At 64.4% G+C, this 21951-nt stretch carries 25 protein-coding genes; 11 read left to right on the top strand and 14 right to left on the bottom strand.

All coding sequences use genetic code 11. The features are described 5' to 3' along the window. The 4 genes from AC0YKC_RS18100 to AC0YKC_RS18085 are packed head-to-tail and all read left to right on the top strand — an operon-like array spanning nucleotide 1 to nucleotide 3482. On the top strand, nucleotides 1–1383 hold the full coding sequence (locus tag AC0YKC_RS18100; protein WP_488512025.1) for an aminotransferase family protein: 1383 nt from the start codon (nucleotides 1–3) through the stop codon (nucleotides 1381–1383). Nucleotides 1384–1435: 52 nt separating this feature from the next. Beyond that, a complete protein-coding gene (locus tag AC0YKC_RS18095; protein ID WP_320295829.1) occupies nucleotides 1436–1945 on the top strand; it encodes a 2-thiouracil desulfurase family protein in 510 nt (169 codons plus the stop codon). Nucleotides 1946–1947: 2 nt separating this feature from the next. Further along, nucleotides 1948–2451, top strand: coding sequence for a GNAT family N-acetyltransferase (locus tag AC0YKC_RS18090; RefSeq protein ID WP_488512023.1), 504 nt, complete (start codon nucleotides 1948–1950; stop codon nucleotides 2449–2451). A 2-nt stretch (nucleotides 2452–2453) separates the two neighbouring features. Continuing rightward, complete coding sequence (locus AC0YKC_RS18085) at nucleotides 2454–3482, top strand: histone deacetylase family protein (RefSeq protein ID WP_488512022.1); 1029 nt, start codon at nucleotides 2454–2456, stop codon at nucleotides 3480–3482. Between the two features lies 1 nt (nucleotide 3483). Here AC0YKC_RS18085 and AC0YKC_RS18080 read toward each other — a convergent pair whose 3' ends face one another. The 4 genes from AC0YKC_RS18080 to AC0YKC_RS18065 all read right to left on the bottom strand — a co-directional run bounded on the left by AC0YKC_RS18080 (nucleotide 3484) and on the right by AC0YKC_RS18065 (nucleotide 7022). Beyond that, nucleotides 3484–4752 carry a cysteine desulfurase-like protein gene (locus AC0YKC_RS18080; RefSeq protein WP_488512021.1) on the bottom strand — a complete coding sequence of 423 codons (1269 nt, stop codon included), beginning with the start codon at nucleotides 4750–4752 and terminating at the stop codon, nucleotides 3484–3486. A gap of 55 nt (nucleotides 4753–4807) precedes the next feature. Continuing rightward, the gene (locus tag AC0YKC_RS18075) at nucleotides 4808–5875 is read right to left on the bottom strand and encodes an aldo/keto reductase (RefSeq protein ID WP_488512020.1); all 1068 of its coding nucleotides are present in this window, start codon (nucleotides 5873–5875) and stop codon (nucleotides 4808–4810) included. 366 nt (nucleotides 5876–6241) lie between these two features. Next, a complete protein-coding gene (locus AC0YKC_RS18070; RefSeq protein WP_488512019.1) occupies nucleotides 6242–6760 on the bottom strand; it encodes a hypothetical protein in 519 nt (172 codons plus the stop codon). Nucleotides 6761–6791: 31 nt separating this feature from the next. Further along, the gene (locus AC0YKC_RS18065; RefSeq protein ID WP_488512018.1) at nucleotides 6792–7022 is read right to left on the bottom strand and encodes a hypothetical protein; all 231 of its coding nucleotides are present in this window, start codon (nucleotides 7020–7022) and stop codon (nucleotides 6792–6794) included. A 76-nt stretch (nucleotides 7023–7098) separates the two neighbouring features. On the opposite strand from AC0YKC_RS18065, the gene AC0YKC_RS18060 reads away from it, so the two are divergent. After that, nucleotides 7099–7263: a YjiS-like domain-containing protein gene (locus AC0YKC_RS18060; RefSeq protein WP_095765222.1), complete on the top strand. Its 165-nt coding sequence runs from the start codon at nucleotides 7099–7101 to the stop codon at nucleotides 7261–7263. A gap of 54 nt (nucleotides 7264–7317) precedes the next feature. On the opposite strand, the gene AC0YKC_RS18055 is transcribed toward AC0YKC_RS18060, so the two are convergent. Next, a complete protein-coding gene (locus AC0YKC_RS18055) occupies nucleotides 7318–7824 on the bottom strand; it encodes a DUF1993 domain-containing protein (RefSeq protein WP_488512017.1) in 507 nt (168 codons plus the stop codon). Nucleotides 7825–7965: 141 nt separating this feature from the next. Between AC0YKC_RS18055 and AC0YKC_RS18050 the strand changes: the two genes are divergently transcribed. Beyond that, a complete protein-coding gene (locus AC0YKC_RS18050; protein ID WP_488512016.1) occupies nucleotides 7966–9015 on the top strand; it encodes a DUF1176 domain-containing protein in 1050 nt (349 codons plus the stop codon). 15 nt (nucleotides 9016–9030) lie between these two features. Here the strand turns inward: AC0YKC_RS18050 and AC0YKC_RS18045 are convergent, their stop codons facing one another. The 7 genes from AC0YKC_RS18045 to AC0YKC_RS18015 all read right to left on the bottom strand — a co-directional run bounded on the left by AC0YKC_RS18045 (nucleotide 9031) and on the right by AC0YKC_RS18015 (nucleotide 15446). Further along, the gene (locus AC0YKC_RS18045) at nucleotides 9031–9918 is read right to left on the bottom strand and encodes an alpha/beta hydrolase (protein ID WP_488512100.1); all 888 of its coding nucleotides are present in this window, start codon (nucleotides 9916–9918) and stop codon (nucleotides 9031–9033) included. 33 nt (nucleotides 9919–9951) lie between these two features. After that, nucleotides 9952–11568 carry an NTP transferase domain-containing protein gene (locus tag AC0YKC_RS18040; RefSeq protein WP_488512015.1) on the bottom strand — a complete coding sequence of 539 codons (1617 nt, stop codon included), beginning with the start codon at nucleotides 11566–11568 and terminating at the stop codon, nucleotides 9952–9954. After that, nucleotides 11565–12269 (bottom strand): XdhC family protein, encoded by a 705-nt coding sequence (locus AC0YKC_RS18035; RefSeq protein ID WP_320295840.1) that lies wholly within the window; start codon nucleotides 12267–12269, stop codon nucleotides 11565–11567. The genes AC0YKC_RS18040 and AC0YKC_RS18035 overlap by 4 nt, the downstream gene beginning before the upstream one ends. Before the next feature lie 5 nt (nucleotides 12270–12274). Further along, a complete protein-coding gene (locus AC0YKC_RS18030) occupies nucleotides 12275–12613 on the bottom strand; it encodes an XdhC family protein (RefSeq protein WP_042644561.1) in 339 nt (112 codons plus the stop codon). A 112-nt stretch (nucleotides 12614–12725) separates the two neighbouring features. Next, on the bottom strand, nucleotides 12726–13976 hold the full coding sequence (locus tag AC0YKC_RS18025) for a vWA domain-containing protein (RefSeq protein WP_488512014.1): 1251 nt from the start codon (nucleotides 13974–13976) through the stop codon (nucleotides 12726–12728). A gap of 5 nt (nucleotides 13977–13981) precedes the next feature. Then, complete coding sequence (locus tag AC0YKC_RS18020) at nucleotides 13982–14905, bottom strand: AAA family ATPase (protein WP_041008673.1); 924 nt, start codon at nucleotides 14903–14905, stop codon at nucleotides 13982–13984. 46 nt (nucleotides 14906–14951) lie between these two features. Continuing rightward, nucleotides 14952–15446 (bottom strand): flavin reductase, encoded by a 495-nt coding sequence (locus tag AC0YKC_RS18015; protein WP_140647490.1) that lies wholly within the window; start codon nucleotides 15444–15446, stop codon nucleotides 14952–14954. A 193-nt stretch (nucleotides 15447–15639) separates the two neighbouring features. Here AC0YKC_RS18015 and AC0YKC_RS18010 point away from each other — a divergent pair, with 193 nt between their 5' ends. Both AC0YKC_RS18010 and AC0YKC_RS18005 read left to right on the top strand, forming a co-directional pair. Beyond that, the gene (locus AC0YKC_RS18010; RefSeq protein WP_488512013.1) at nucleotides 15640–16710 is read left to right on the top strand and encodes a branched-chain amino acid ABC transporter substrate-binding protein; all 1071 of its coding nucleotides are present in this window, start codon (nucleotides 15640–15642) and stop codon (nucleotides 16708–16710) included. Continuing rightward, complete coding sequence (locus tag AC0YKC_RS18005) at nucleotides 16710–17726, top strand: P1 family peptidase (RefSeq protein WP_488512012.1); 1017 nt, start codon at nucleotides 16710–16712, stop codon at nucleotides 17724–17726. Before AC0YKC_RS18010 ends, AC0YKC_RS18005 begins: the two co-directional genes overlap by 1 nt. Nucleotides 17727–17777: 51 nt before the next feature. Here AC0YKC_RS18005 and AC0YKC_RS18000 read toward each other — a convergent pair whose 3' ends face one another. Continuing rightward, entirely contained in the window at nucleotides 17778–18035 is a 258-nt protein-coding gene (locus AC0YKC_RS18000; protein WP_488512011.1) for a DUF2171 domain-containing protein, read from the bottom strand. 197 nt (nucleotides 18036–18232) lie between these two features. On the opposite strand from AC0YKC_RS18000, the gene AC0YKC_RS17995 reads away from it, so the two are divergent. Both AC0YKC_RS17995 and purB read left to right on the top strand, forming a co-directional pair. Beyond that, the gene (locus tag AC0YKC_RS17995; RefSeq protein ID WP_320295846.1) at nucleotides 18233–18757 is read left to right on the top strand and encodes a hypothetical protein; all 525 of its coding nucleotides are present in this window, start codon (nucleotides 18233–18235) and stop codon (nucleotides 18755–18757) included. 62 nt (nucleotides 18758–18819) lie between these two features. Beyond that, nucleotides 18820–20127: an adenylosuccinate lyase gene (gene purB, locus AC0YKC_RS17990; RefSeq protein WP_488512010.1), complete on the top strand. Its 1308-nt coding sequence runs from the start codon at nucleotides 18820–18822 to the stop codon at nucleotides 20125–20127. Between the two features lie 248 nt (nucleotides 20128–20375). Here purB and AC0YKC_RS17985 read toward each other — a convergent pair whose 3' ends face one another. Further along, nucleotides 20376–21188, bottom strand: coding sequence for a VOC family protein (locus tag AC0YKC_RS17985; protein WP_488512009.1), 813 nt, complete (start codon nucleotides 21186–21188; stop codon nucleotides 20376–20378). 202 nt (nucleotides 21189–21390) lie between these two features. On the opposite strand from AC0YKC_RS17985, the gene AC0YKC_RS17980 reads away from it, so the two are divergent. Next, nucleotides 21391–21948, top strand: coding sequence for an RBBP9/YdeN family alpha/beta hydrolase (locus tag AC0YKC_RS17980; protein ID WP_488512008.1), 558 nt, complete (start codon nucleotides 21391–21393; stop codon nucleotides 21946–21948). Nucleotides 21949–21951: the final 3 nt, after the last annotated feature.

The raw sequence follows: 21951 nt of genomic DNA, 5'->3' as shown, positions 1-21951 counted from the left end.
ATGTCGAAGTCCCAAGCCAAGCCCTCGCCCGAAATCGAAGTACGGCCGCCGTCGCATCTGTTCTATCTGTCCAGCCTGCGCCGGCCGCTCGTCGATCGCGCCGAGGGCATCTATTTCTGGACCAAGGACGGCCGACGCTTCATCGACGGTTCGAGCGGGCCGATGGTCGCCAATATCGGCCATTCCAACCGCAACGTGCTCGACGCCATGAAGCGGCAGATGGACAAGACCACCTTCGCCTACCGGCTGCATTTCGAGAACGAACCCGCCGAAGAGCTGGCGCGGGAACTGGCCGGAAAACTCCCCGAGGGCATGGACCGCATCTTCTTCGTCTCCGGCGGCTCGGAAGCGACTGAGTCCTGCATCAAGCTCGCCCGCCAATGGGCGGTCGCCACCGGCCAGCCCAAGCGCTGGAAGGTGATCACCCGCTTCCCTTCCTATCACGGCGGCACGCTGGGCTCGCTTTCCATCACCGGCGACGATGCGCTGGCCGAAACCTTCACGCCGATGATGCGGGTGATGCCGACGGTGCCGGCGCCGACCGCCTGGCGCGACCGCGACAACCTGTCGATGGAGCAGCGCGGTATCCGTTACGCCGATATGCTGGAGGAAAAGATCCAGTCCGAAGGACCGGAAAGCGTGCTGGCTTTCATCATGGAGCCGATCGGCGGCGCGGCAACGGCTGCCCTCGTCGCGCCCGACAGCTACTATGCGCGCATCCGCGAAATCTGCGACCGCTACGGCATCCTCCTCATTCATGACGAGGTGATGAGCGGCGCCGGCAGAACCGGCAAATTCCTTGGCGGCGATCACTGGAATTGCAGGCCAGACATCGTAGCACTCTCGAAAGGGCTGGGCTCGGGCTATGCGCCGCTCGGCGCTCTTGCCGCGCCGATGCGGCTGGTCGAGCCGCTGCTTGCCTCGGGCGGCTTCCAGCACGGCCACACCTATGCCGGCAATCCGTTGGCCTGCGCCGCCGGCCTTGCCGTGCTTGGCGAAATGGACCGGCTCGATCTCATCGCCAACGCAGCCGCGATGGGCGACGTGCTGATGGCGGAGTTGAAAGGCTTGCAAAAGCGCTTCCCCTTCATCGCCGACGTGCGCGGAAAGGGCCTGCTCACCGGCGCCGAAATGGTCGCCGATCCGGAGACGCTGAAGCCGATCGACCCGGCCAGCAAGGCAACGCAGCGCCTGCTTGACCTAGCCTATGCGCGCGGCCTGATCATCTATGGCCGCAAGGTCAAGGGCGGCGTCGACGGCGACAATTTCATGGTGGCGCCGCCGATGATCATCACTAAAGAGCAGATCGGTGAGATGATCGCCATCATCGGAGATTCGCTGCAGGCGTTGGCGGAGGAGCTCGACCTGCCGGTGGAAGGCTGACCATCGCGCAATGTGGTGCACCGTGGTGGACAGTCGCGGAGGAAACGCCGAAATGGAGAGGGTGCTCGTCTCGGCCTGCCTGCTTGGCAGCAAGGTACGCTACAACGGCTCCTACAGGCTCGACGGTCATCCCGTGCTCGCGCGGTGGCAGTCGGAAGGACGGCTCGTGCAAATCTGCCCCGAAGTTGCGGCCGGTTTCTCCACGCCGCGCCCTCCAGCGGAGATTTGCGGCACGGGCGACGGCCATGCAGTGCTGCACGGACAGGGCCAGGTTATCGAGAAAACCGGGAAGGACGTGACTGAGCTTTACCTTGAAGCCGGGCAGCTTGCGCTTGATCTGGCGCGTGAAACGGGTTGCCGCTTTGCGGTCCTGACCGACGGCAGCCCATCCTGTGGCAGCAGCTTTGTTTACGATGGGAGTTTTTCAGGAAAACGCGTGGCGGGCCGTGGCACGACCACCGCGCTGCTCGAAGAGAACGGCGTTCGTGTCTTCTCGGAAGACCGGATCGACGAGCTTGATGATCTTCTGACCGGCCTTGGTCCGCCAGGATCCGTGGCCTGACAATGCGACAGGAAGACACCAGAACAGTCATCCGCCCCGGCGCCATCGACGACGTCGAAACCATCCACGCCGCCCTGCTGCGCCTCGGCACCCATATCGGCGCGCATCAGGAAATCACCTCGACGCCGGACGACCTCCGCCGCTATGGCTTCGGCGCAAGCCCCGCCTTCTCGACTTTGATCGCCGAGATCGGCGGTGAGTTCGCCGGGCTTTGCCTGCATTTCCCGATCTTCTCGACCTGGATGGGTCGGCCGGGCGTCTATGTGCAGGACCTTTATGTCGAGGACCGCTTTCGCGGCCGCCGGATCGGCGAGAAACTGCTTCGGCGCGTGGCCAGGGAGTGTCGCGCGGCGGGCGGCGTCTATCTGAGGCTCTCCGTCGATACCGACAATGAAACGGCCAAGGCCTTCTACGAAAGACTGGGCATCGGCTGGTCGAGCTACGAACAGGTGCAGAAGATCGTCGGCGATGCCTTTTTCGCCTTTGCCGACACGCCGGAGGAATGACGATGAAAGCCTTCTATGCCGAGGAGCAGAAACGCCACGATCCCAAGGCCTTCCTCTCCAGCGGCGCGCCGCAGCCCAATCCGGAAAAGCCGGAGCGGATCGAGAGATTGTTAGCCGGCGCAATATCGGCCGGTTTGACGGTCGAACGCCCAGGGAATCATGGACTTGGGCCGATCGCGGCGGTGCATACGCCTGAATATCTAGACTTCCTCAAGCACATTTTCACGCGCTGGCAGCGCATCGAAGGCGCCTCGGCGGAGGTGATCCCGAACATCCATCCGATCGCCCGAAACGGCTCCTATCCGGCCTCGGCGGTCGGCCAGGCCGGCTACCACATGGCCGACACCGCTTGCCCCATCTCGGCCGAGACCTGGAACAGCGCCCTGTGGAGCGCCTGGAGCGCGGTGGAGGCAGCCGAAGCGGTTATGGCCGGCGCACCGTCGGCCTACGCGCTTTGCCGCCCGCCCGGCCATCATGCCTTCGCCGATGTCGCCGGCGGCTTCTGCTTCATCAACAATTCGGCCGTCGCCGCGCAGGTTCTGCGGAAGAGTTCCGCCCGCGTCGCCATCCTCGATGTCGATTTGCACCACGGCAACGGCACCCAGGGCATCTTCTACGCCCGGACCGACGTGCTCACCGTCTCGCTGCACGCCGATCCGGTGCGCTTCTATCCGTTCTTCTGGGGACATGCCGACGAGCGCGGCGAAGGTCCTGGCCTCGGCTACAATCTCAACCTGCCGCTGCCGCGCAAGTCCGGCGACGCGGCCTTTCTCGAAGCGCTGGCGACGGCCTTCCAGCGCATCCGCGCCTGCGCGCCGGAAGCGCTGGTCGTTGCGCTCGGCCTCGACGCTTTCGAGGGCGATCCGTTCGGCGGCCTGTCGGTGACGACGCCGGGCTTCTCGCGCATCGGCGAAGCGATTGCCGGACTTGGCCTGCCGACGGTGATCGTCCAGGAAGGCGGCTATCTCTGCAATGCGCTCGGCGACAACCTCGCCGCTTTCCTGACCGGTTTCGGCGGCAAGAAGGACTAACTCAGCAACGTTCCTGCCTCAGCATCGCGATCACGCGATGCACGCTTTCCAACGTCTCCTCGATCTCGGCGGCCGTGTTGTAATGCGCAATGCCGATGCGCACGACGCCCTGCTCGGCGGGTATGCCGAGCTGGTGGACGACCTCCCACGCATAATTGTGGCCTGACCACAGGAAGATGTTTTCGGCATTCATCTGCCGCACGATCGTTTCCGGCCCGATGCCTTCGACGGTGAAGGAAATGGTCGGCACCCGCTCGGCAAGCCGTTCCGGATCGGTGATGCCGTGGATGATCAGGCCTTCGATGTCGGACAGGCCTTCGATCAATTGCCGGGCCAGCGCGTTCTCGTAAGCGATCGAGACCTCGAACGCCTTGGCGATCCGCTCCCGGCGCGAGCCGCCCTCGCCGGCGGCTGCGCCAAGATCGGCGAAATAGTCGATTGTCGCCATCAGCCCGGCCATCAGCTCGATCTGCGGCGTGCCAAGCTCGAACCGCTCCGGCAGGATGTTTGAAGAGCAGCGGCATTTGTAGGGTTTCAGCGCATCGATGACGTCGCGGCGGCCCCACAATATGCCCATATGCGGCCCGAAGAATTTATAGGCCGAGCAGATCAGGAAATCGCAGCCGAGCTTCTGCACGTCGACCAGTCCATGCGGCGCGAATTGCACGGCATCGACATAGACCAGCGCGCCGGCTTGTTTGGCTGCCGCCGTGAGCGCCTTCACCCGGTTGATCGAGCCGGTGAGGTTCGAGGCATAGTTCAGCGCGACGAGGCGTGTCTTGTCCGAAAGCAGCGCCTTGAGCGCCGCTTCCTCCACCTGCCAGCTCCGCTCGTCGAACGGCAGGACGCGCACCACAAGGCCGAGATCCTCGGCAAGCTGCAGCCAGGGCGAGACATTGCCCTCGTGATCCATGCGCGTGACGATGATCTCGTCGCCCGGCTTCATCGTCCGGCCGAGCGTGCGCGACATGTGGTAGGTCAGCGTCGTCATGTTGGCGCCGATGACGATCTCCGCGACGCTTGCGGCATTGAGGAAATCGGCCATTGCGGCATGCGCCCCATCGACCACCTTTTGGGCCGCAACCGTGGTCTCAAAGAACCCGCCCAAATTGGCGTTGGTCGAAAGCAGGCAGCGCGACACCGCGTCCGCCACCGTCAGCGGCACCTGCGTGCCGGCGGGATTGTCGAGATAGATGCGCCGGAGCCCGTCATCGGCCAGCGAAAGCGCCGGAAATCTGCCGCGCACGGCCTCGATCGGAAAATCTGCCATCGTCTCCATCCCCCTGTTTTTTCTCAACGATTCGTCTTTTATCGGCGATAACCGGTCACGGACATGGATTGCCGACACGCTGGTGGATGGCGTCGACAGCCTTCTGCATTTCTTCCGTCCAGCTGACATCGACCGAAGAAAGCGCCATCTCGAGCTGCGCGATGGTGGTCGCGCCGACGATGTTCGCGGTCACGAAGGGCCGGCTCGCCACATAGGCGTTGGCGAAGAGCGCTGGCTCCAGGCCGAAGGAGCGCGCCAGCTCGGTGTATTCGAGCAGCACTTCCGCCGCATTCGGCGTTTCGTAGCGCTGGCCGCGGTTGAAGAGCTGCGAGCGGGAACCTTGCGGTCGCGCGCCATGATTGTATTTGCCGGTGAGATAGCCCTGCGCCAGGGGCGAATAGGGGAGAAACGCGATCTCCTCGCGCTCGCAGACCTCGGCAAGGTTCACCTCGAAAGTGCGGTTGACGAGACTATAGGCGTTCTGCAGCGAGGCGACGCGCGGGCCGGAACCCTTCTCGGCTTCGAAGACGAAACGCATCACGCCCCAGGAGCTTTCATTCGAGAGGCCGAGATGGCGAATCTTGCCTGCCTTCACCAGTTCCTCGAAGACAGCCAGTGTCTCGGCAATCGGCGTCTCGTCTCCCGGAGCGTCTGCCGCATCCGCGCGCCGCGCCACCGCTCCGACGCGCGTCGGATTCGAGCCCCACGGAATATCCCGGTCCGGCCAGTGGATCTGGTAGAGGTCGATATAGTCGGTGCCGAGCTTGGCCAGCGATTTTTCGACCGCGTCGAAAATGTCGGCGCGCACCAGCTTCGACGGACGATCGCCGCGGAACCATGTATTGGCCGTGCGGCCGACCACTTTCGAGGCAAGGATGACCTTATCGCGGTTGCCGTTGGCCTTCATCCAGCTGCCAATGGTCTTCTCGGTGCGCCCTTGCGTCTCCGCCTTGGGCGGGATCGGGTAAAGCTCGGCCGTGTCGATGAAATTCACGCCGCGCGAGAACGCCAGATCCATCTGCGCATGGCCTTCGGCCTCGGTGTTCTGCTGGCCCCAGGTCATCGAGCCGAGGCAGATTTGCGAAACAAGGAGATCGGTCCGACCGAGGCGGCGTTTATGCATGGGGTTTCTCCGGCGGGAGGTTTGCGCGGACAGCGCGGGGAGGAGATTGAACATAGAGCAAAACGCTTGTGTTTTGCAAAGTCGCCCAGTTTCGAGATTGGCCGAAGCGTCAGTCAGTTCGTCATTCTAGGGCGGAGCAAGGAGCGAAGCGACGCGTGCAGACCCTGGAATCCATTCCGTTACGCTAAGGCGTTGCAGCGATTACAGAATTCTGCACCGTTGCACTCTACATTGAAGGTCACGGCATGGATTCTTGGGTGTGCGCTCCGCTTCGCGTCGCTACGCCCAAGGATGACGAACATTGGCGAGGCTCCAGCCAATCTCGATGGCTTGCGATGGGTTGCCGAAGCGAACCTGATGGAGGAACTACCGCCTCACCCCGGCCAAAGCCCGCCGCTTGGCCTCGTCGATCAGCATATTGGCCACCTGCATGCGGATCATGGCGCGCTGGCGCAGATGCGGCGCGACGCGATCCGGATGGTTGGCGAAGGCGAAGTTGCGGCGGATGCGACCGAAATCGGCGTTCTTGGCCGGGCGGTCGAGGCCGAGCTCGCCGGCGATCGCTTCGGGATCGATCGGCGGCAGCTTTTCCTCCGGCCGGTGCTCTTCGCCGGCCAGCGCCAGTTTCGCTTGGTCGAGCAGTGCCGCGAACTCGGCCGCAAGATCGGCGCCTTGCTCGCGGTATTCGGCGGCGACGCTCTCGCCCGCAACCTTGATGCGGCCGGAATGCAGCTCATCGGCCACGGACAGATAGTCGAACGGGATAGACGGCCGGGCGCCCTCTTCCTCGCCTTTCTCCGAGGCGACGATCAGGTCGTCGAGCAACGAAGCGAAATCGAGCTTGTTCCCGGTGCCGATCTCAGCCTCCCCCCATGGTGACGGCATGCATTGATGCCCCGAACATAGGGCGCTCTCGTTAAAAATGAATGCTGGCGATGTTGACAATTGCCGGCTTTTCCGCCCCGGCGGGGCGACTTTCGGATAACAAAAAGCCGGACTGCATTTTCGTGCAGTCCGGCAAGGTCGCCAGGAGTGGCGAGGAAAAAGCCAGCCATGAGCCGGCACCGTGCCTACGTTCAAGCCCGCCGGAAAGTTTCACAGAAAATCGATTGTGGCGGAAAAAATTTCGTGTGGACATGGCAGCCATGCAATTGCTGCACTGCACAATTTTAACAAATCGCCTATATCTTGGTGCCGGGAGGACCAACAGGGGCAACTGAGTCATGGGGTTCTTCACTGAAATGTTCGCTAGGCCGAGGCCGCAGGAACACCAGCGCTACCGCTCGGCGCTCGCGCTTCTGAACGCGATGAGCAATGCGGACCGCGCCGACATCGGCATCAAGCCGGCCGATTTTCCGCGCATCGCGCGCGAAATGTCGATCCGCTGAGCTGAACCAGAGAGGTTTCCCGGGATGTCGGGAAACCTCCAAGCCATTCAAAAATCAGCGATTTCCGAGGAATGTCTGCTTGCCGAGCGGCACGCCGTTGTGGCGCAGGATGTCGTAGGCGGTTGTGACGTGGAAGTAGAAATTCGGCGTCGCCACATGCAGCAGGTACTGCAGGCCGGGCAACGTAGCTTCGCGGCCGCCGAGCCTCAGTTCAACCGTCCTGTCTTCCGATCCCTCCAGATCGGCCGCAGTAAACGTCGCCAGATGATCGAGCGTCTTGGTGATCCGGGCCTGCAGTTCGGCAAAGCTCGCTTCATTGTCCTCGTATTTCGGCACCTCGCGGCCGGCCAGCCGCGACGGCGCGCCCTTGGCATGGTCGGTGGCGATCTGGACCTGCCTGGTCAGCGCGAACATGTCGGGCGCCAGCCGCGCGGTGAGGAACACCTGCGGATCGATCTTGCGTTCGCCGGCATTCTGCTCCGCCGCCGTCAGGACGCTGGCCAGCGCCTTCAGCCTGGCGGAAAACACGCCCACCGATATGTCGTACATGGAAATGGTCATGGGCAATCTCCCACGCGGCCCCAGCGCCGCGGCCCGTGACCTAGCGCCTCCCGCCACGATTCTTCAAGCGGCCCTGCCCATGGCGTCACCGCGCCGCCGCAATCGCCATGGTAGTATTTTCGTTACCGAGCGGAGGATTCGATGAAAAGAGCCACTTTCGCAGCGACTGTCTTTTTCTCACTGGCCGGCTTCACGCAGTCCGCGGCCGCGGCCGATGCGCCCTATATCGATGACCGATCAACAGCCGATGCGGTCGTCCGTTCGCTCTACAGCGCCATCAACCGCCACGAATTCGCCCGCGCGTGGGGCTATTTCGGCGATACAAAGCCGGCTAAGGACTTCAACGCCTTTGTCAAGGGTTACGACGGAACCGACAGCGTCGACGTCAAGACCGGCGCCGTTTCGGACGAAGGGGCGGCCGGCAGCATCTATTACAGCGTGCCTGTCGCCATCCAGGCGACCGACAAGAAGGGCGAGGCCAAGGTTTTCGCCGGCTGCTACACGCTTCGCCAGGTCAACGCGCAGATCCAGGAGCCGCCCTTCCAGCCGATCTTCATCGACAAGGGCGCGCTGAAGCCGTCGACCGAGGATTTCGACAGCGCCGTGCCGGCAAGCTGCGGCGACGGTCCGCCGCCGCCGAAGAAGGACGAGGCGCTGGAACAGGCCAAGAAGGCGTTCCTAGCCACCTATGGCGGCCAGTGCGACAAGCAAAGCCCGGACGGCAAGCCGATCGGCGAGCCCGAGGCTCATTCCATCCACTACAAGGACAAGGACGCCCAGCCCAGCGACCCGGAGCGCGAGACGCGGCTGTTCCGCTTCTTCTGCTCGATGGCCGCCTACAACGAGACGGCAGTCTACTACATCGCCGATGACGTCAACGGCGTGACCCAGCTGCAGTTCACCGAGCCGGATCTCGACATCCGCTACGAGAACAACAACAGCGAGGGCAAGGTCGAGTCGATCCACATCGTTGGGTTCAAGACCAGCGGCTGGGCGACCAACTCGGACTATGACGACAACACCAAAACCATCACCACATCCGACAAATGGCGCGGCGTGGGAGATGCCTCGTCATCGGGAACCTATCTGTTCCGCAACGGCGATTTCTCGCTCGTCCAGTATGACGTCGATGCATCCTATGACGGCGAAATGAATCCGCAGACGATCATCGACTACAACACTGCCCCTTGAACACGGATTCGCTGATCAGGGCGCCTTCGTCAGCATCCAGTTCAGCGTGCCGCGCCAGTCGACCATGCGGATCGGCGTGCCGTGCGTGCCGGTCTCGAAGCGTACGAAGCGGGTCGGGTAGGACTTCCTGGCCAGGATCGAACGAAAGAAGGCTTCCTGCTTCTCTACCGGGAAGACCACGTCATGGCTGCCTTGGCCGAAGAACACCGGGACGCGGCGCTTGAAGGCCGGGCTGGTGAGGAAGCTGTCGTCCCATAATGAACCCAGCAGCAGCAGGCCGTTGATGCGGCCGCCAGTGTCCTTTCGATCCGCCAGCTTCCAGCAGATCATGCCGCCCATAGAGCCGCAGGCGACGAAAATTTTCGCGCCCGGCGATTGTTGGGCATAGTGATCGATGAGCGCCGCGACCTGCGCCGCGCCCTTGTCGCCGAAATCGGGGAAATCGGGCGAAAGATAGAGCCCATTATTGCCGGCCATCAGGTTCTTGATGCGGTTGAAATTGCCGCCGAAGGTGAAGTCGTCGACGCCTTGCTTGCGGCTGCCGCCCTGGCCGTGCAGGTAGAGCACGATGATGGAAGCGCCTTCCGTCCTGCCGACCGCGACATGCCTGATATCGCCGGCATCGGTCTTCAGCATGAGGTCCTGCTGCACCTTGCGCACACCCGGGTCGGTGTATTGCGCACGCACGCGCTTTTCCGGCACCTCGTCGCGCTGGTTGATGTCGCGCATCTCGTGATAGTCCAGCACGGTATAGGCGCCATTGTCGCCGGTCGAGAGCGCTGGCGGATAGGCGAAGAGGTCGTCCTTGAACGGCTTCAGCGACAGCGTCTGCCCCTCGGCAGCGGAGAGGGAAAGCGCTGTTGCGGTGATCAGGGCGAAGAGACGTCGGAAGCGGAAACACATGCCGAGAGGCATGCGAAATTCGGCTCGGCTTTGTCAATCCTGCAGAACGCCGCCCGCCCCTTCCAGCGCCTCGCGCGTGTCGACATCGATTGAGGCGCCCTGCCCGATCTCGACATCGATGACGTCGAGCCCCTCGGCCTCGACCAGGTGGCGCGCGCCTGTATCGCCCTCGAGTTGCGCGACGGCCGCGAAGAGCGATCTCGGCAAAAGCACCGGATTGCCGCGCTTGCCCTGGTGCGAGGCGCGCACCACGGCGTGACCGCCGGAGCGGCGGAACGCATCGATCAGACTGTCGAGATCTGTCGACGAAACGCCTGGCATGTCGCCAAGCACGATCATGGCGCCTGCCGCATCGGGCGCGACCTGCGCAATGCCTGCCTTCAACGACGAGGCCAAGCCGTCGGCGAAGTCCGGATTGTCGGCGAGTTTCACCTCGAGTCCGCCAAGCGCCGAACGCACGCGCTCACGCTGATGGCCGGTGACGACAATGGTGCCGGCGGCCTTCGAGCCCAGCGCCCGCCCGGCGGTGCGCCGCACCAGCGGCTCGCCGTCGAACAGCGCCAGAAGCTTGTTCGGGCCGCCCATGCGGCTCGAACGGCCGGCAGCCAGAAGCACGATATCGACTTTCAGCGCCGATCTTGCCGGCTGCGGCGCCGGCTCGCGCGGCTGCGGCCTGGTCGGGATTTCCATCAACAGCCCGCCGACGCCCATGCCGGCAATATCGCCCGCGGTGACTTCGAGCCCGGCAACCAGGCGATCGAGCACCCAGTCGAAGCCGTTCTCCTTCGGGCTGCGCGCGCAGCCCGGCGCGCCGACGACGCGCTTGCCGTCGAGCGTTCCGAGCACCAGCAGGTTGCCGGGATCGACCGGCATGCCCGCGCGAACGACGGTACCGCCTGCGCGCTCGATCGCGGCCGGCACGACATCGGCGAAGTCGCTCATCGCCGATGCCCCGAAGATCACCACCATGTCGTTGTCGCGCGCCAGCGCCGTCGCGGCCGCCGCCACGGGCGCAACCTCATGCGGCGTGCGCCGCTCGGCCGTCAGCCGGCCGCCGGAGCGCGCCAGCCGCGCCTCGGTGACGCGCAACGTCTTGTCGAGCACGCTCGGCTTGATGCCGGGAAGCACCGTCTGGATGACGCCGACAGTGATGGGGCGATAGGCATTGACGGCAAAGATCTCGCGGCCGGCGCAGATCCTCGCCACGCTATCCACCAGGCTTGCGGCGACGGCAAAGGGGATGATCTTCACCGTCGCAACCATCTGGCCCTTCTCGACCGGCGCGTGCTGCGGCAGCGTCGCGATGGTGATGGCCGGATCGACGGCATTGATGGCGTCGATCATCCCGGCGTCGACGGTAAAGACGCCGGAGGCCCCTGCATGCAGGTTCACCCGTCCGGTCGCGGCCGGCTTCACCTCGATGTTGCGGTGGCTCATGGCGGCGGCGATCCTCGCTGCGGCGGCATCCTCGCCGAGATCGTCCTCGGCAAGCACCGCGGCGACGACTTCGGCCACGCCCGCGGCTTTGAGCGCCGCGATGTCCTCACGGCTTAGGCGGTGTGCCTTGCGGAACCGTTTTTCACCGGCGGCGGTCGCGTGCGCCAGCACTGCCCCTTCCGCCTCATCGATCGGAACCGGTCCGAATTTCACGCCACGGCGCCTTTTGCTTCGAGACCGCGCGAGCGGAAGGCGTGGATCGTCTGCGCAAGCACGGCGACGGCGATCTCAGCCGGACTGGCGGCGCCGATATCGAGACCGATCGGCGCGTGGATGCGGGCGATCTGGTCAGCGCCGGCACCGAGCGCCAGCAGGCGTTCGACGCGCTTGGCGTGGGTCTTGCGGCTGCCGAGCGCCCCGACATAGAAGCATCGGGCGTCGAGCGCCGCCTTCAGCGCGAAATCGTCGATCTTCGGATCGTGGGTGACGGCGGCAAGCGCGGTGTAGCTGTCGAGCGGCGCGCGCTTGAGCACATCTTCCGGCCATTCGGCATGCAGCGCGACGTCGGGAAAGCGTTCCGGGGTGGCGAAGGCGGTGCGCGGGTCGATGATCTCGACGGGATAGCCGGCGATCCTGGCCATCGGCGCCAGCGCCTGGCTGATGTGCACCGCGCCGATCACCACGAGGCGCGGGCGCGGCAGATGGGCATTGAGAAAGAAGCTCCGCCCCTCCGCCTCCACCGACCGCGAATTGCCGGTGCGGAACGCATTGGCGATTGCCGCCCCGAGATCGCCCGCAACATGGTCGCCCTCGCGCACGATGCGGTCGCGGCCGTCGCCAAGGTCGGTGACGAGCACCGCGGCCCGCCGGGCGCGGCGCTCTTCGTTGAGTGTCTTCAGGACATACGGATCCACGATGGTCAGCCCAGCCTTTCGACATAGACCTTGATGCGGCCGCCGCAGGAAAGGCCGACCTGCCAGGCGGTCTCGTCGGCGACGCCGAACTCCAGCATCCTGGCCTTGCCCGAGCCGATGACGTCGATCGCCTCGGTCACCACGGCGCCCTCGACGCAGCCGCCGGAGACCGAGCCATGGAAATTCCCCTCGGCGTCGATGACCAGGTGGCTGCCGACCGGACGTGGCGCCGAACCCCAGGTCTCGACCACGGTCGCGATGGCGACATCCTTGCCGTCCTTCATCCAGCCTTCCGCGATGATCAGGGGATCGCGGGCTTCATCGAGATAAATGCTCTCATCCATCGTCGCTTCTCACAAAGTCTGTTTTTCGAGGGAAATTTTGGTTTTCCCTACGGAAACTTTAGTTTCCCTCACGAGGAACATCCTCAGAAATATATGGCTGCGGGACATATGGCTACGCGGCCTGCCTCGCGCCAGTTTGCAGCCAGTGGCGCGGATCGACCGAAGCCGCCGGCCGCTGGTCGAGCGAGGCGCAAAGATCGGCCAGCGCATCGAGATTGTGCACCGCCCGGAACTCGTCGACATGCGGCAGCATCGCCTTGACGCCCCGGGCGCGCGCCTCGAAGCCGTCGAAGCGCAACAGCGGATTGAGCCAGACCAGCCGCCGGCAGGATTTGTGCAGCCGCTCCATCTCCTCCGAGAGGCCGGTGACGTCATCGCGCTCGAGCCCATCGGTGATGAGAAGCACCACGGCGCCCTGCCCGAGCACGCGCCGCGACCACAGCCGGTTGAACTCGGCTAGCGTGTCGCCGATGCGGGTGCCGCCCGACCAGTCCTTCACCGCCGCCGAGCATTCGGCCAGCGCCTCGTCGGGATCGCGATGGCGCATCTGGCGGGTCAAATTGGTCAGCCGCGTGCCGAAGACGAAAGCATGCACGCGGCGGCGCTTTTCCGTCAACGCGTGCAGGAAATGCAGGAAGATGCGCGTGTACTGGCTCATCGAGCCGGAAATGTCGGCCAGCACGACCAGCGGCGGATGCACTTCGCGCGGCGACCGGAATTTTGGCAGGATAAGCTCACCGCCGGTGCGGGCGGCCGAGCGCATCATGGCGCGCGGATCGATGCGGCGCCCCTGAGCGTCGGGATTGAAGCGCCGCGTGCGGATCAGATCGAATGGCAAGCGCAAGGCCGCGATCGCCTTTTTGGCTTTGGCCATCTCGGCCGCATCCATCTGCGCGAAATCCTTGCCGCGCAGCACCTCGTTGCCGGAAAAAGTGAGGCGCGCGTCGACCTCGATTTCCGGCACTTCCCGGACCGGCTGGTTTTTCTGGTGGCCTTCGAACATCGCCTGGCTGACGCGATTCTCGGCCGCCCGTGGCTTCTGCTTCTCAGCGTTGTCCGGCGCGACCGGCGAAAACATCGCCAGCAATTTCTCGATCAGCTCGCGCGATTTCCAGAACAGGCGGAAGGCCTCGTCGAAGACGGGATGATCCTCGTGCCGCGAGACGAGCACCGCATGCAGCGTCCAGTAGAAATCGTCGCGCGAGCCTATGCCTGCGGCGAGCACCGCTTCGATAGCGTCCTTCACCGAGGCCGGGCCGACGCGCATGCCGGCCTTGCGCAGCGCTCGGGCGAAATAGACGATGTTGTCGGCGATACGCCCGTCCGCCGTCGCTTCTCTGGGTTCCGGACGCGGCGACGGCATCGCGCCTACTCCGCCGCCGAAAGCTCGGCCTTCACCTCATTGAGGATGCGCCGGCCCTCGCCCTCGCCGATACGGGCGATGTCGTCCTGGTATTTCAAAAGCACGCCGATCGTATCGGATACGGTTTCCGGATCGAGCGCCACCTTGTCGAGTTCGGTCAGCGCGCCGGCCCAATCGATGGTTTCGGCGACACCGGGCGCCTTGAACAGCTCGACCTGGCGCAGCTTCTGGATGAAGGACACGACCTCCGCCGACAGCCGGCGGTTCGCCTGCGGCACCTTGCGGCGAACGATCTCCAGCTCGCGCTCGGCGTTCGGATAGTCGACCCAATGATAGAGGCAGCGACGCTTCAGCGCGTCATGGATCTCACGCGTGCGGTTGGTGGTGATGATGACGATCGGCGGCTCTTCCGCCTTGATCGTGCCCAGCTCCGGGACGGTCACCTGGAAATCCGACAGGATCTCGAGCAGGAACGCCTCGAACGCTTCGTCCGTACGGTCCAGCTCGTCGATCAGGAACACCGGCGCCGCACCCGCCTTGCCGGTCAGCGCATCGAGCACCGGACGGCGGATCAGGTATTTCTCGGAAAAGACGTTGCGCTCCATGTCGGAGCGCACGACCTTGCCTGCCGCCTCCTCCATGCGGATCTCGATCATCTGCGCGGCATAATTCCACTCATAGACGGCCGAGGAGACGTCGAGCCCCTCATAGCATTGCAGGCGGATCAGCCGGCGGCCGAGCGCGTCGGCCAGCACCTTGGCGATCTCGGTCTTGCCGACGCCCGCCTCGCCTTCGAGGAACAGCGGCCGCTTCATGCGCAGCGATAAAAACAGCACCGTCGCCAGCGAGCGGTCGGCGACATAGTCCGCGCCGGTCAAAAGATCGAGCGTTTCGTCGATCGATTTCGGCGCGGGGCGCGGCGCGGTCATCTTGTCTCCGTGGATCCCGCCAATCCGTTTCAGGAAAATGGCCGTTTCAAAGAAAATGGTAGCCGCGGTTGTGGTAGATCAGCGGCCGCAAATTATCGCCGATGCGCAGACCTGTCACCTTGCCAAAAAGCACACGGTGGGTGGCAAGGTCCTTGGCATCGATGATCTCGCAGTCGAACACGGCAAGGGCGCCCTTCAGCGTTGGCGCGCCGGTCGAGATCACATCCCATTCGGCAAGCGCGAAGCGCTCCTCCGCCGGCAGGCCGGTTACGCCGGAAAAGCCGACCGAGACGGCTTCCTGGTCCGAGGCGAGCGTGTTCAACGCGAACTTGCCGTTCTTGACGAAAGCCTCGTTCTTGGCGTTTTCGCGGTTGAGACAGACCAGCACTGTCGGCGGCGTGTCCGAGACCGAACAGGCGGCGATCACCGTCGCGCCTCTTTTGCCGCCGGGCCCGTCCGTCGTCACCACATGCACATGGCCGGCAAAATGCGCCATCGCATCGCGATAGTGCTGCGGCCCGATATCATTGATCTTCAGCACCCGATAATCCACCTGTCGGAACCAGTTCGTTATATATGGCGGCATATTGCACGCCACAAGTTGCATAGCACGAGCGAAGTGCTTGACTGCAATCCGCAAATTCGCGTGTTGCGCGGCGCTTAGCCAGCCTTTAGGCATTTCTTGAAATAGTGCCGGGACTGTATTCCCCGGCATGGAGGACCTCTTAGCCCGAATGCGTCTTCTCACGACGACATCAGCCGCGCTGCTCTGGCTGTCGCTGGCCGCGAGCGCCGACGCCGAGACGCTGGTCGGCGTCGCCGCGCCGCTTTCCGGCCCGTCGGCGATCCTCGGCAAGCAAATCGAGGTCGGCGCCGGTCTGGCGGCCGAGGCGAACGGCATCTCGATCAAGGCCATCGACGATGCCTGCACCGCAGATGGCGGCGCCGCGGCGGCAAGGCGATTCGTCGACGCCAAGGTCAACGTCGTGGTGGGCTTCCTCTGCACGGAGGCGATCGAGGCCGCGCTGCCGATCCTCAAGGATGCCAACATCCCGGTCATCACGGTCGGTGTGCGCACCGAAAGCCTGACCGATCGGCGCGCCAAGACCGGTTGGCTGGTCTACCGGCTCGGCCCGCGCGGCGACGACGAGCGCAATGCGGTTGCCGCCAAGCTCACGCAGCTCTGGCGCGACGACCTGTTCGCCATCGTCGATGACGGCACCATCTATGGCCGCGAGATGGCCGAGACGTTTCGCGCCGCGGCCGAGCAGGCGGCGCTGAAACCCGTCTTCGTCGACACGTTCCGGCCGCAGCTCGACAACCAGATCGGGCTGGTCGGCCGGCTGAAGAAGGCCGGCGCGACAAAGGTGTTCGCCGGCGGCGACGGCGACGACATCGCGATCATGGGCCGTGATGCCGCGCAGCTCGATGCCGGCATCACCTTTGCCGGCGGCGAGAACCTGCGCACGCCGCCGGGCGATGTGCCCTACGCCGTCGGCACGCTGATGGTCGCCCCACCGGAATGGTCGGAGGTCGCCGATCCCAAGGTGATGCAGGCTTTCGCCGCGAAGAACGTCGTGCCGGACGGCTACACGCTGCCGGCCTATGCGGCGGTCGAGGTTGCCAAGGTCGCGCTGACCGGCGCGGAAAGCTCCGGCCAGCCGCTTGGCCAGGCGCTGACCGGCCATGATTTCACCACCGCGATCGGCACCATTCGCTTCGATGAAAAGGGCGATCTCGGCCAGAACCCGTTCCGCGTCTTCCGCTTCGACGGCACGCATTTCGTACCGCTGGAGGACAAGTGATGTTCCGCACCGGGCCGCGCAACCTGATCACCGACGTTGCCGGCCTCAGCGTCGGCAACGCCGCCGACGCCAGGCTGAAATCCGGGGTCACGGTTGTGCTGTGCGATGAGCCTGCCGTGGCCGGCTTCCAGGTGCTTGGCGGCGCGCCGGGCACGCGCGAGACAGACCTGCTCGAGCCGCAGAATTCGATCGCGACGATCCATGCCGTCGTCCTGTCCGGCGGCTCCGCCTTCGGCCTCGACGCCGCCTCCGGCGTGCAGGCGGCGCTGCGCGAGGAGAACATCGGCGTCGAGGTGGGCGGCTTCCGCGTGCCGATCGTGCCGGCCGCGATCCTGTTCGACCTGCGCAATGGCGGTGACAAGGAGTGGGGCCGTTATCCGCCCTATCGCGAGCTCGGCTATGAGGCCGTGCAGGCGGCGACAGTGGATTTCCAAATCGGCACGGCTGGCGCCGGCACCGGCGCGCTGACCTTCGGGCTGAAAGGCGGCCTGGGTTCGGCCTCGACCGTGCTCGACAGCGGCGTCACCATCGGCGCGCTTGCCGCCGTCAACCCCACCGGCTCGGTGACGGTCGGCCGCGGCCGCCATTTCTGGGCGGCACCCTTCGAAATCGGCGACGAGTTCGGCGGACTGGGTTATCCCGATCCACTGCCCGAAGACGCCAGGAAGATCCTGCTGAAATACCGCGACAGGCGTGTCGGCGGACATGAGGAAGCCGGCAGCACCACCATCGCCGTCATCGCCACCGACGCCGTGCTCACCAAGGCCGCGGCCAAGCGGCTGGCGATTTCGGCGCATGACGGCTTCGCCCGCGCCATCTGGCCGACGCATACGCCGGCGGACGGCGATCTGGTGTTTGCGCTGGCGACAGGCAGGAGCGGCATCGAGCTCGGCGCCGATGCCGCGATCGATCTGTTCGCGGCGGCCGGCGCGACCATGGCACGCGCGATCAGCCGCGGCGTCCACGCCGCGACACCCGCCGACGGCGACTTGTTTCCCGTGTGGTCTTCTCGTTGACTGACGCAATTCCAGAAAAGATTTCGTCCGGAATTGCGCAAAAAACAAAGATCAGGTCGGATCGGATTTCTCTTCCTCGAAGGTGACGGCGACATCCGAATTCGCGGAGAGCCATACCTTCTGCCCGTCGATCTCCGCGACAAGCGCAAGCGAAATGTAGTGGTGATGGCCCTTGTGCGAGCCCATGCCGCTGTCGGCCTTGGTCAGCTTGATCCGGTCGCCCTCGACCTTGTCGACGGTACCGATATGGACGCCGTCGGCGCCGATCACTTCCATTTGTCCGCGTATCTTGCTGATGTTGGTGTTCATGCTGGTTCTCCGCTGGATGGCGATTTGCCCTTTCGGATGCGAGGCGGCCGACAATAACAAATGAACGCCGGATTGGATGCATCGCGCGGCACGTCTCGTTCACCCTGGCGTGATAGGCATGACGTCCATGAGACAGATGTCATGCCGATGACGCCCAGCCTGCCCGGTCACCAGACGCGCGACAGAGCTCGCCGCTCATGACGCCGCTGCAGCAGGTTCCCTTGCGCCGCGGTGTCACGGACCGGTTGCATGCCGCCGTTCCGTCGGCAAGCGAGGCTGTTGTCGGAACTTTGCTCTGGGGCGCCGCCATGGGTGCGAGCGCGCTGGCAAGCCTTCTGCTGGCCGGCTGGGAGACACCCGACAGAATCCGTTTCGTCGCGCTACTTTATGTTCTTGGCGGAATGCTTGCGTTTCCGGTTGGGTTGACGCTGGCCAGGCTGGCTTCTCGCGGCCGTCAATGGGAAACAGCCTTCGCCGCGGCATTCGTGTGGCTTCTGGCGGCAACGCTCGCCTTCACCGGCGGCCTGTTCGCGCTGCAATATCGCTCCTATTATGCCGAGTGGCATGCGCCGGCATTCACGCTGACCTGGGCGTTCGAATTCGCCTTCACCATGCTGACCGCGCTCTACCAGTTCGTGGTGCTTGGCGTTCGGCTCTATTTTCCGCTGGGTTTTGCGGCGCTTGTCGGGGTCAGCATCTGGTTTACGCGGCAGCGACGTTGAGCATCGGGCCCGCCTCTGTTAGGACGCGGCCAGCGCTTATCTAGGCAGGACTTAAAAAACGAATGATCCCTCGCTATTCCCGGCCGGAAATGGTCGCCATCTGGTCGCCCGAAACCCGCTTCCGCATCTGGTTCGAGATCGAGGCGCACGCCTGCGATGCGCTGGCGGAGTTGGGCGTCATCCCGAAGGAAGCGGCAAGGACCATCTGGGAAAAAGGCGGCGCCGCTAAATTCGATGTCGCCAAGATCGACGAGATCGAACGCGTCACCAAGCATGACGTCATCGCATTCCTGACCCATCTCGCCGAATTCGTCGGACCGGATGCCCGCTTCATCCACCAGGGCATGACGTCGTCGGACGTGCTCGACACTTGCCTTGCCGTGCAGTTGACGCGGGCCAGCGACATCCTGCTTGCCGACATCGACGGCCTGCTGGCGGCGCTGAAGCGCCGCGCCTTCGAGCACAAGGACAACGTCACCATTGGCCGCAGCCACGGCATCCATGCCGAGCCGACCACCTTCGGCGTCAAGCTAGCGCAGGCCTATGCCGAGTTCTCGCGCTGCCGCGAGCGACTGGTGCACGCGCGCGAGGATATCGCCACCTGCGCCATTTCCGGCGCCGTCGGCACCTTCGCCAACATCGAGCCCTATGTCGAAGAGCATGTGGCTGCAAAGCTCGGGCTGAAGCCGGAGCCGGTGTCGACCCAGGTCATCCCGCGAGACCGCCACGCCATGTTCTTTGCGACGCTCGGTGTCATCGCCTCGTCGGTCGAACGCCTCGCCATCGAGATCCGCCACCTGCAGCGCACCGAGGTGCTGGAAGCGGAAGAGTATTTCTCGCCGGGGCAGAAGGGCTCGTCGGCGATGCCGCACAAGCGCAACCCGGTGCTGACCGAGAACCTCACCGGCCTCGCCCGCATGGTGCGCGCCTACGCCATGCCGGCGATGGAAGACGTGGCGCTCTGGCACGAGCGCGACATTTCGCATTCCTCGGTCGAGCGCATGATCGGGCCGGATGCGACGGTGACGCTGGACTTCGCGCTGGCGCGCCTGACCGGCGTCGTCGACAAGCTGCTCGTCTACCCCGAGAACATGGAGAAGAACCTCAACAAGTTCCGCGGGCTGGTGCATTCGCAGCGCGTGCTCCTGGCGCTGACCCAGGCCGGCCTGTCACGCGAGGACGCTTATCGGCTGGTGCAGCGCAACGCCATGAAGGTCTGGGAGCACGGCGCCGATTTCCTCGAGGAACTGCTTGCCGACAAGGACGTGACGGCGGCCCTGCCCGAAGCCGAAATCCGCGAAAAGTTCGACCTCGGCTACCACACCAAGCATGTCGACACGATCTTCAAGCGGGTGTTCAGAGAGGCTTAAGGTCGGGAAAGAGTTGCCCGCCAGCGCCAAGCTGGAACACCCCTCATCCGTCTTGTCGTTTCACGACAAGCCACCTTCTCCCACAGGGGGAGAAGGGGGAGTTTGGCACTACGTCTCCGCAAATCACCGACGCTTGCGATTAGCGGTAGCGCTGGCGCGGCCTTCCCTTCTCCCCTTGTGGGAGAAGGTGGATCGGCGCGACAGCGCCGAGACGGATGAGGGGTGCTCCAGCTAGGCGCAGCCCTCTGTTACGCCTTCCCAGGCACCGTCCTGATCACCGTGCCCCACGGATCCTCACGGCTCGTCTCGGCCTTCGCATTGTCCGAACGCATCTCGACCCAGGCGAGGCCCGAGCGGGACGGATCGCGGCGGCCGGCGCCGGCGCTCTGCCAGGCATTGGCGCCGATGTGATGATGGTAATGGCCGGACGACAGGAACACCGCCTGGCCGCCATATTTGGCGACGGTGTCGAAGCCGAACTGGTCATGCCACCAGGCCTCCGCATCTTCCGGCCGGCCGACGCGCAGATGCACATGGCCGACAATGGTGTTTTCCGGCGCGCCCTGCCAGCCGGCATCGTCCGCCGGCACACTGCCGACAACCGCCGGCAGGTTCAGCCGCTCGGTCGCCATGGCGATCTTGTCGCCGTTCCACTTCCAGTCCTGCGGGCGGCGGTCGGCATAGATCTCGATGCCGTTGCCCTCCGGATCGGTCAGATAAAGCGCTTCGCTGACCAGATGGTCTGATGCGCCCTCGATACCGATGCGGTTGGCGGCGGCGTGGCTGATCCAGCGGCCGAGATCCGCCCGCGACGGCAAAAGGAAAGCCGTGTGGAAAAGCCCGGCGCTGCGTGGATCGTCAGGCTTGGCCGAAGCATCCGGCTCCAACACCAGCAGCGGCCGGTTGGCGGCACCAAGCGTGATCGCACCGTCGGCACGGCTCAGTTCCTGCAGGCCGACAACGGCGCGGTAATAGGCGGCCAGGCTCTCGGCGTCGCGCGCCTTCAGCCCGACACGCGAAACGCTGACCGGGGTGGTCGCGGCAAAAGGCAGTTCGCTCATCAAACTCTCCGTTCGGGCGGCGCCTGATCCCAACATGGGGATTTTCCTGGCCACCAGCAATTGTTCCTTCTTCTCCTTCCAAATCGTCGATTGCGATCGTTCACACAAGACAGCAAGAATCGAACAGGTTGTTCACAATTGTGATCACTCCGAATTTTCCGACAGGGTTGCAGCCAAGAAGGACGCTCGCTACATCGGCGCCATGAAAGTCAAAGACGCAGATATTCTGATCGTGCCGGGCTATACCAATTCCGGTCCCGAGCACTGGCAGACCCGCTGGCAGTCGAAGCTGTCGACGGCCCGCCGGGTCGAGCAGGCGGAATGGACCAAGCCCGTGCGCGAGGACTGGACGGCGAGCGTTGCGAGCGCCGTCAACGAGGCCGAGCGGCCGGTGGTTCTCGTCGCGCACTCGCTAGGCGTCGCGGCTGCGGTGCAGGCCATCCCGCAATTCAAGAAGCCGGTTGCCGGCGCCTTCTTCGTCGCGCCGCCGGATGTCTCCAATCCGGAAATCAGGCCGAAACATCTGATGACCTTTGGCCCCTATTCGCGCGATCCCCTGCCCTTTCCGTCCATCGTGATCGCCAGCCGCAACGACCCGTTCTGCGCCTTCGAGGTCGCCGAGGACATTGCCGCAGCCTGGGGATCGCTGTTCATCGACGCCGGCGAGGCCGGCCATCTCAACCACGACGCCGGCTTCGGCCCCTGGCCGGAGGGCTCGATGACCTTCGCCAAGTTCCTGACGGAATTGAAGCAGCCGTAGGCC

It is taken from the genome of Mesorhizobium sp. CNPSo 4661 (assembly GCF_057784215.1).
Note: the sequence above shows the minus strand (reverse complement) of the source record. Positions and strands in the feature narration are given on the sequence as shown.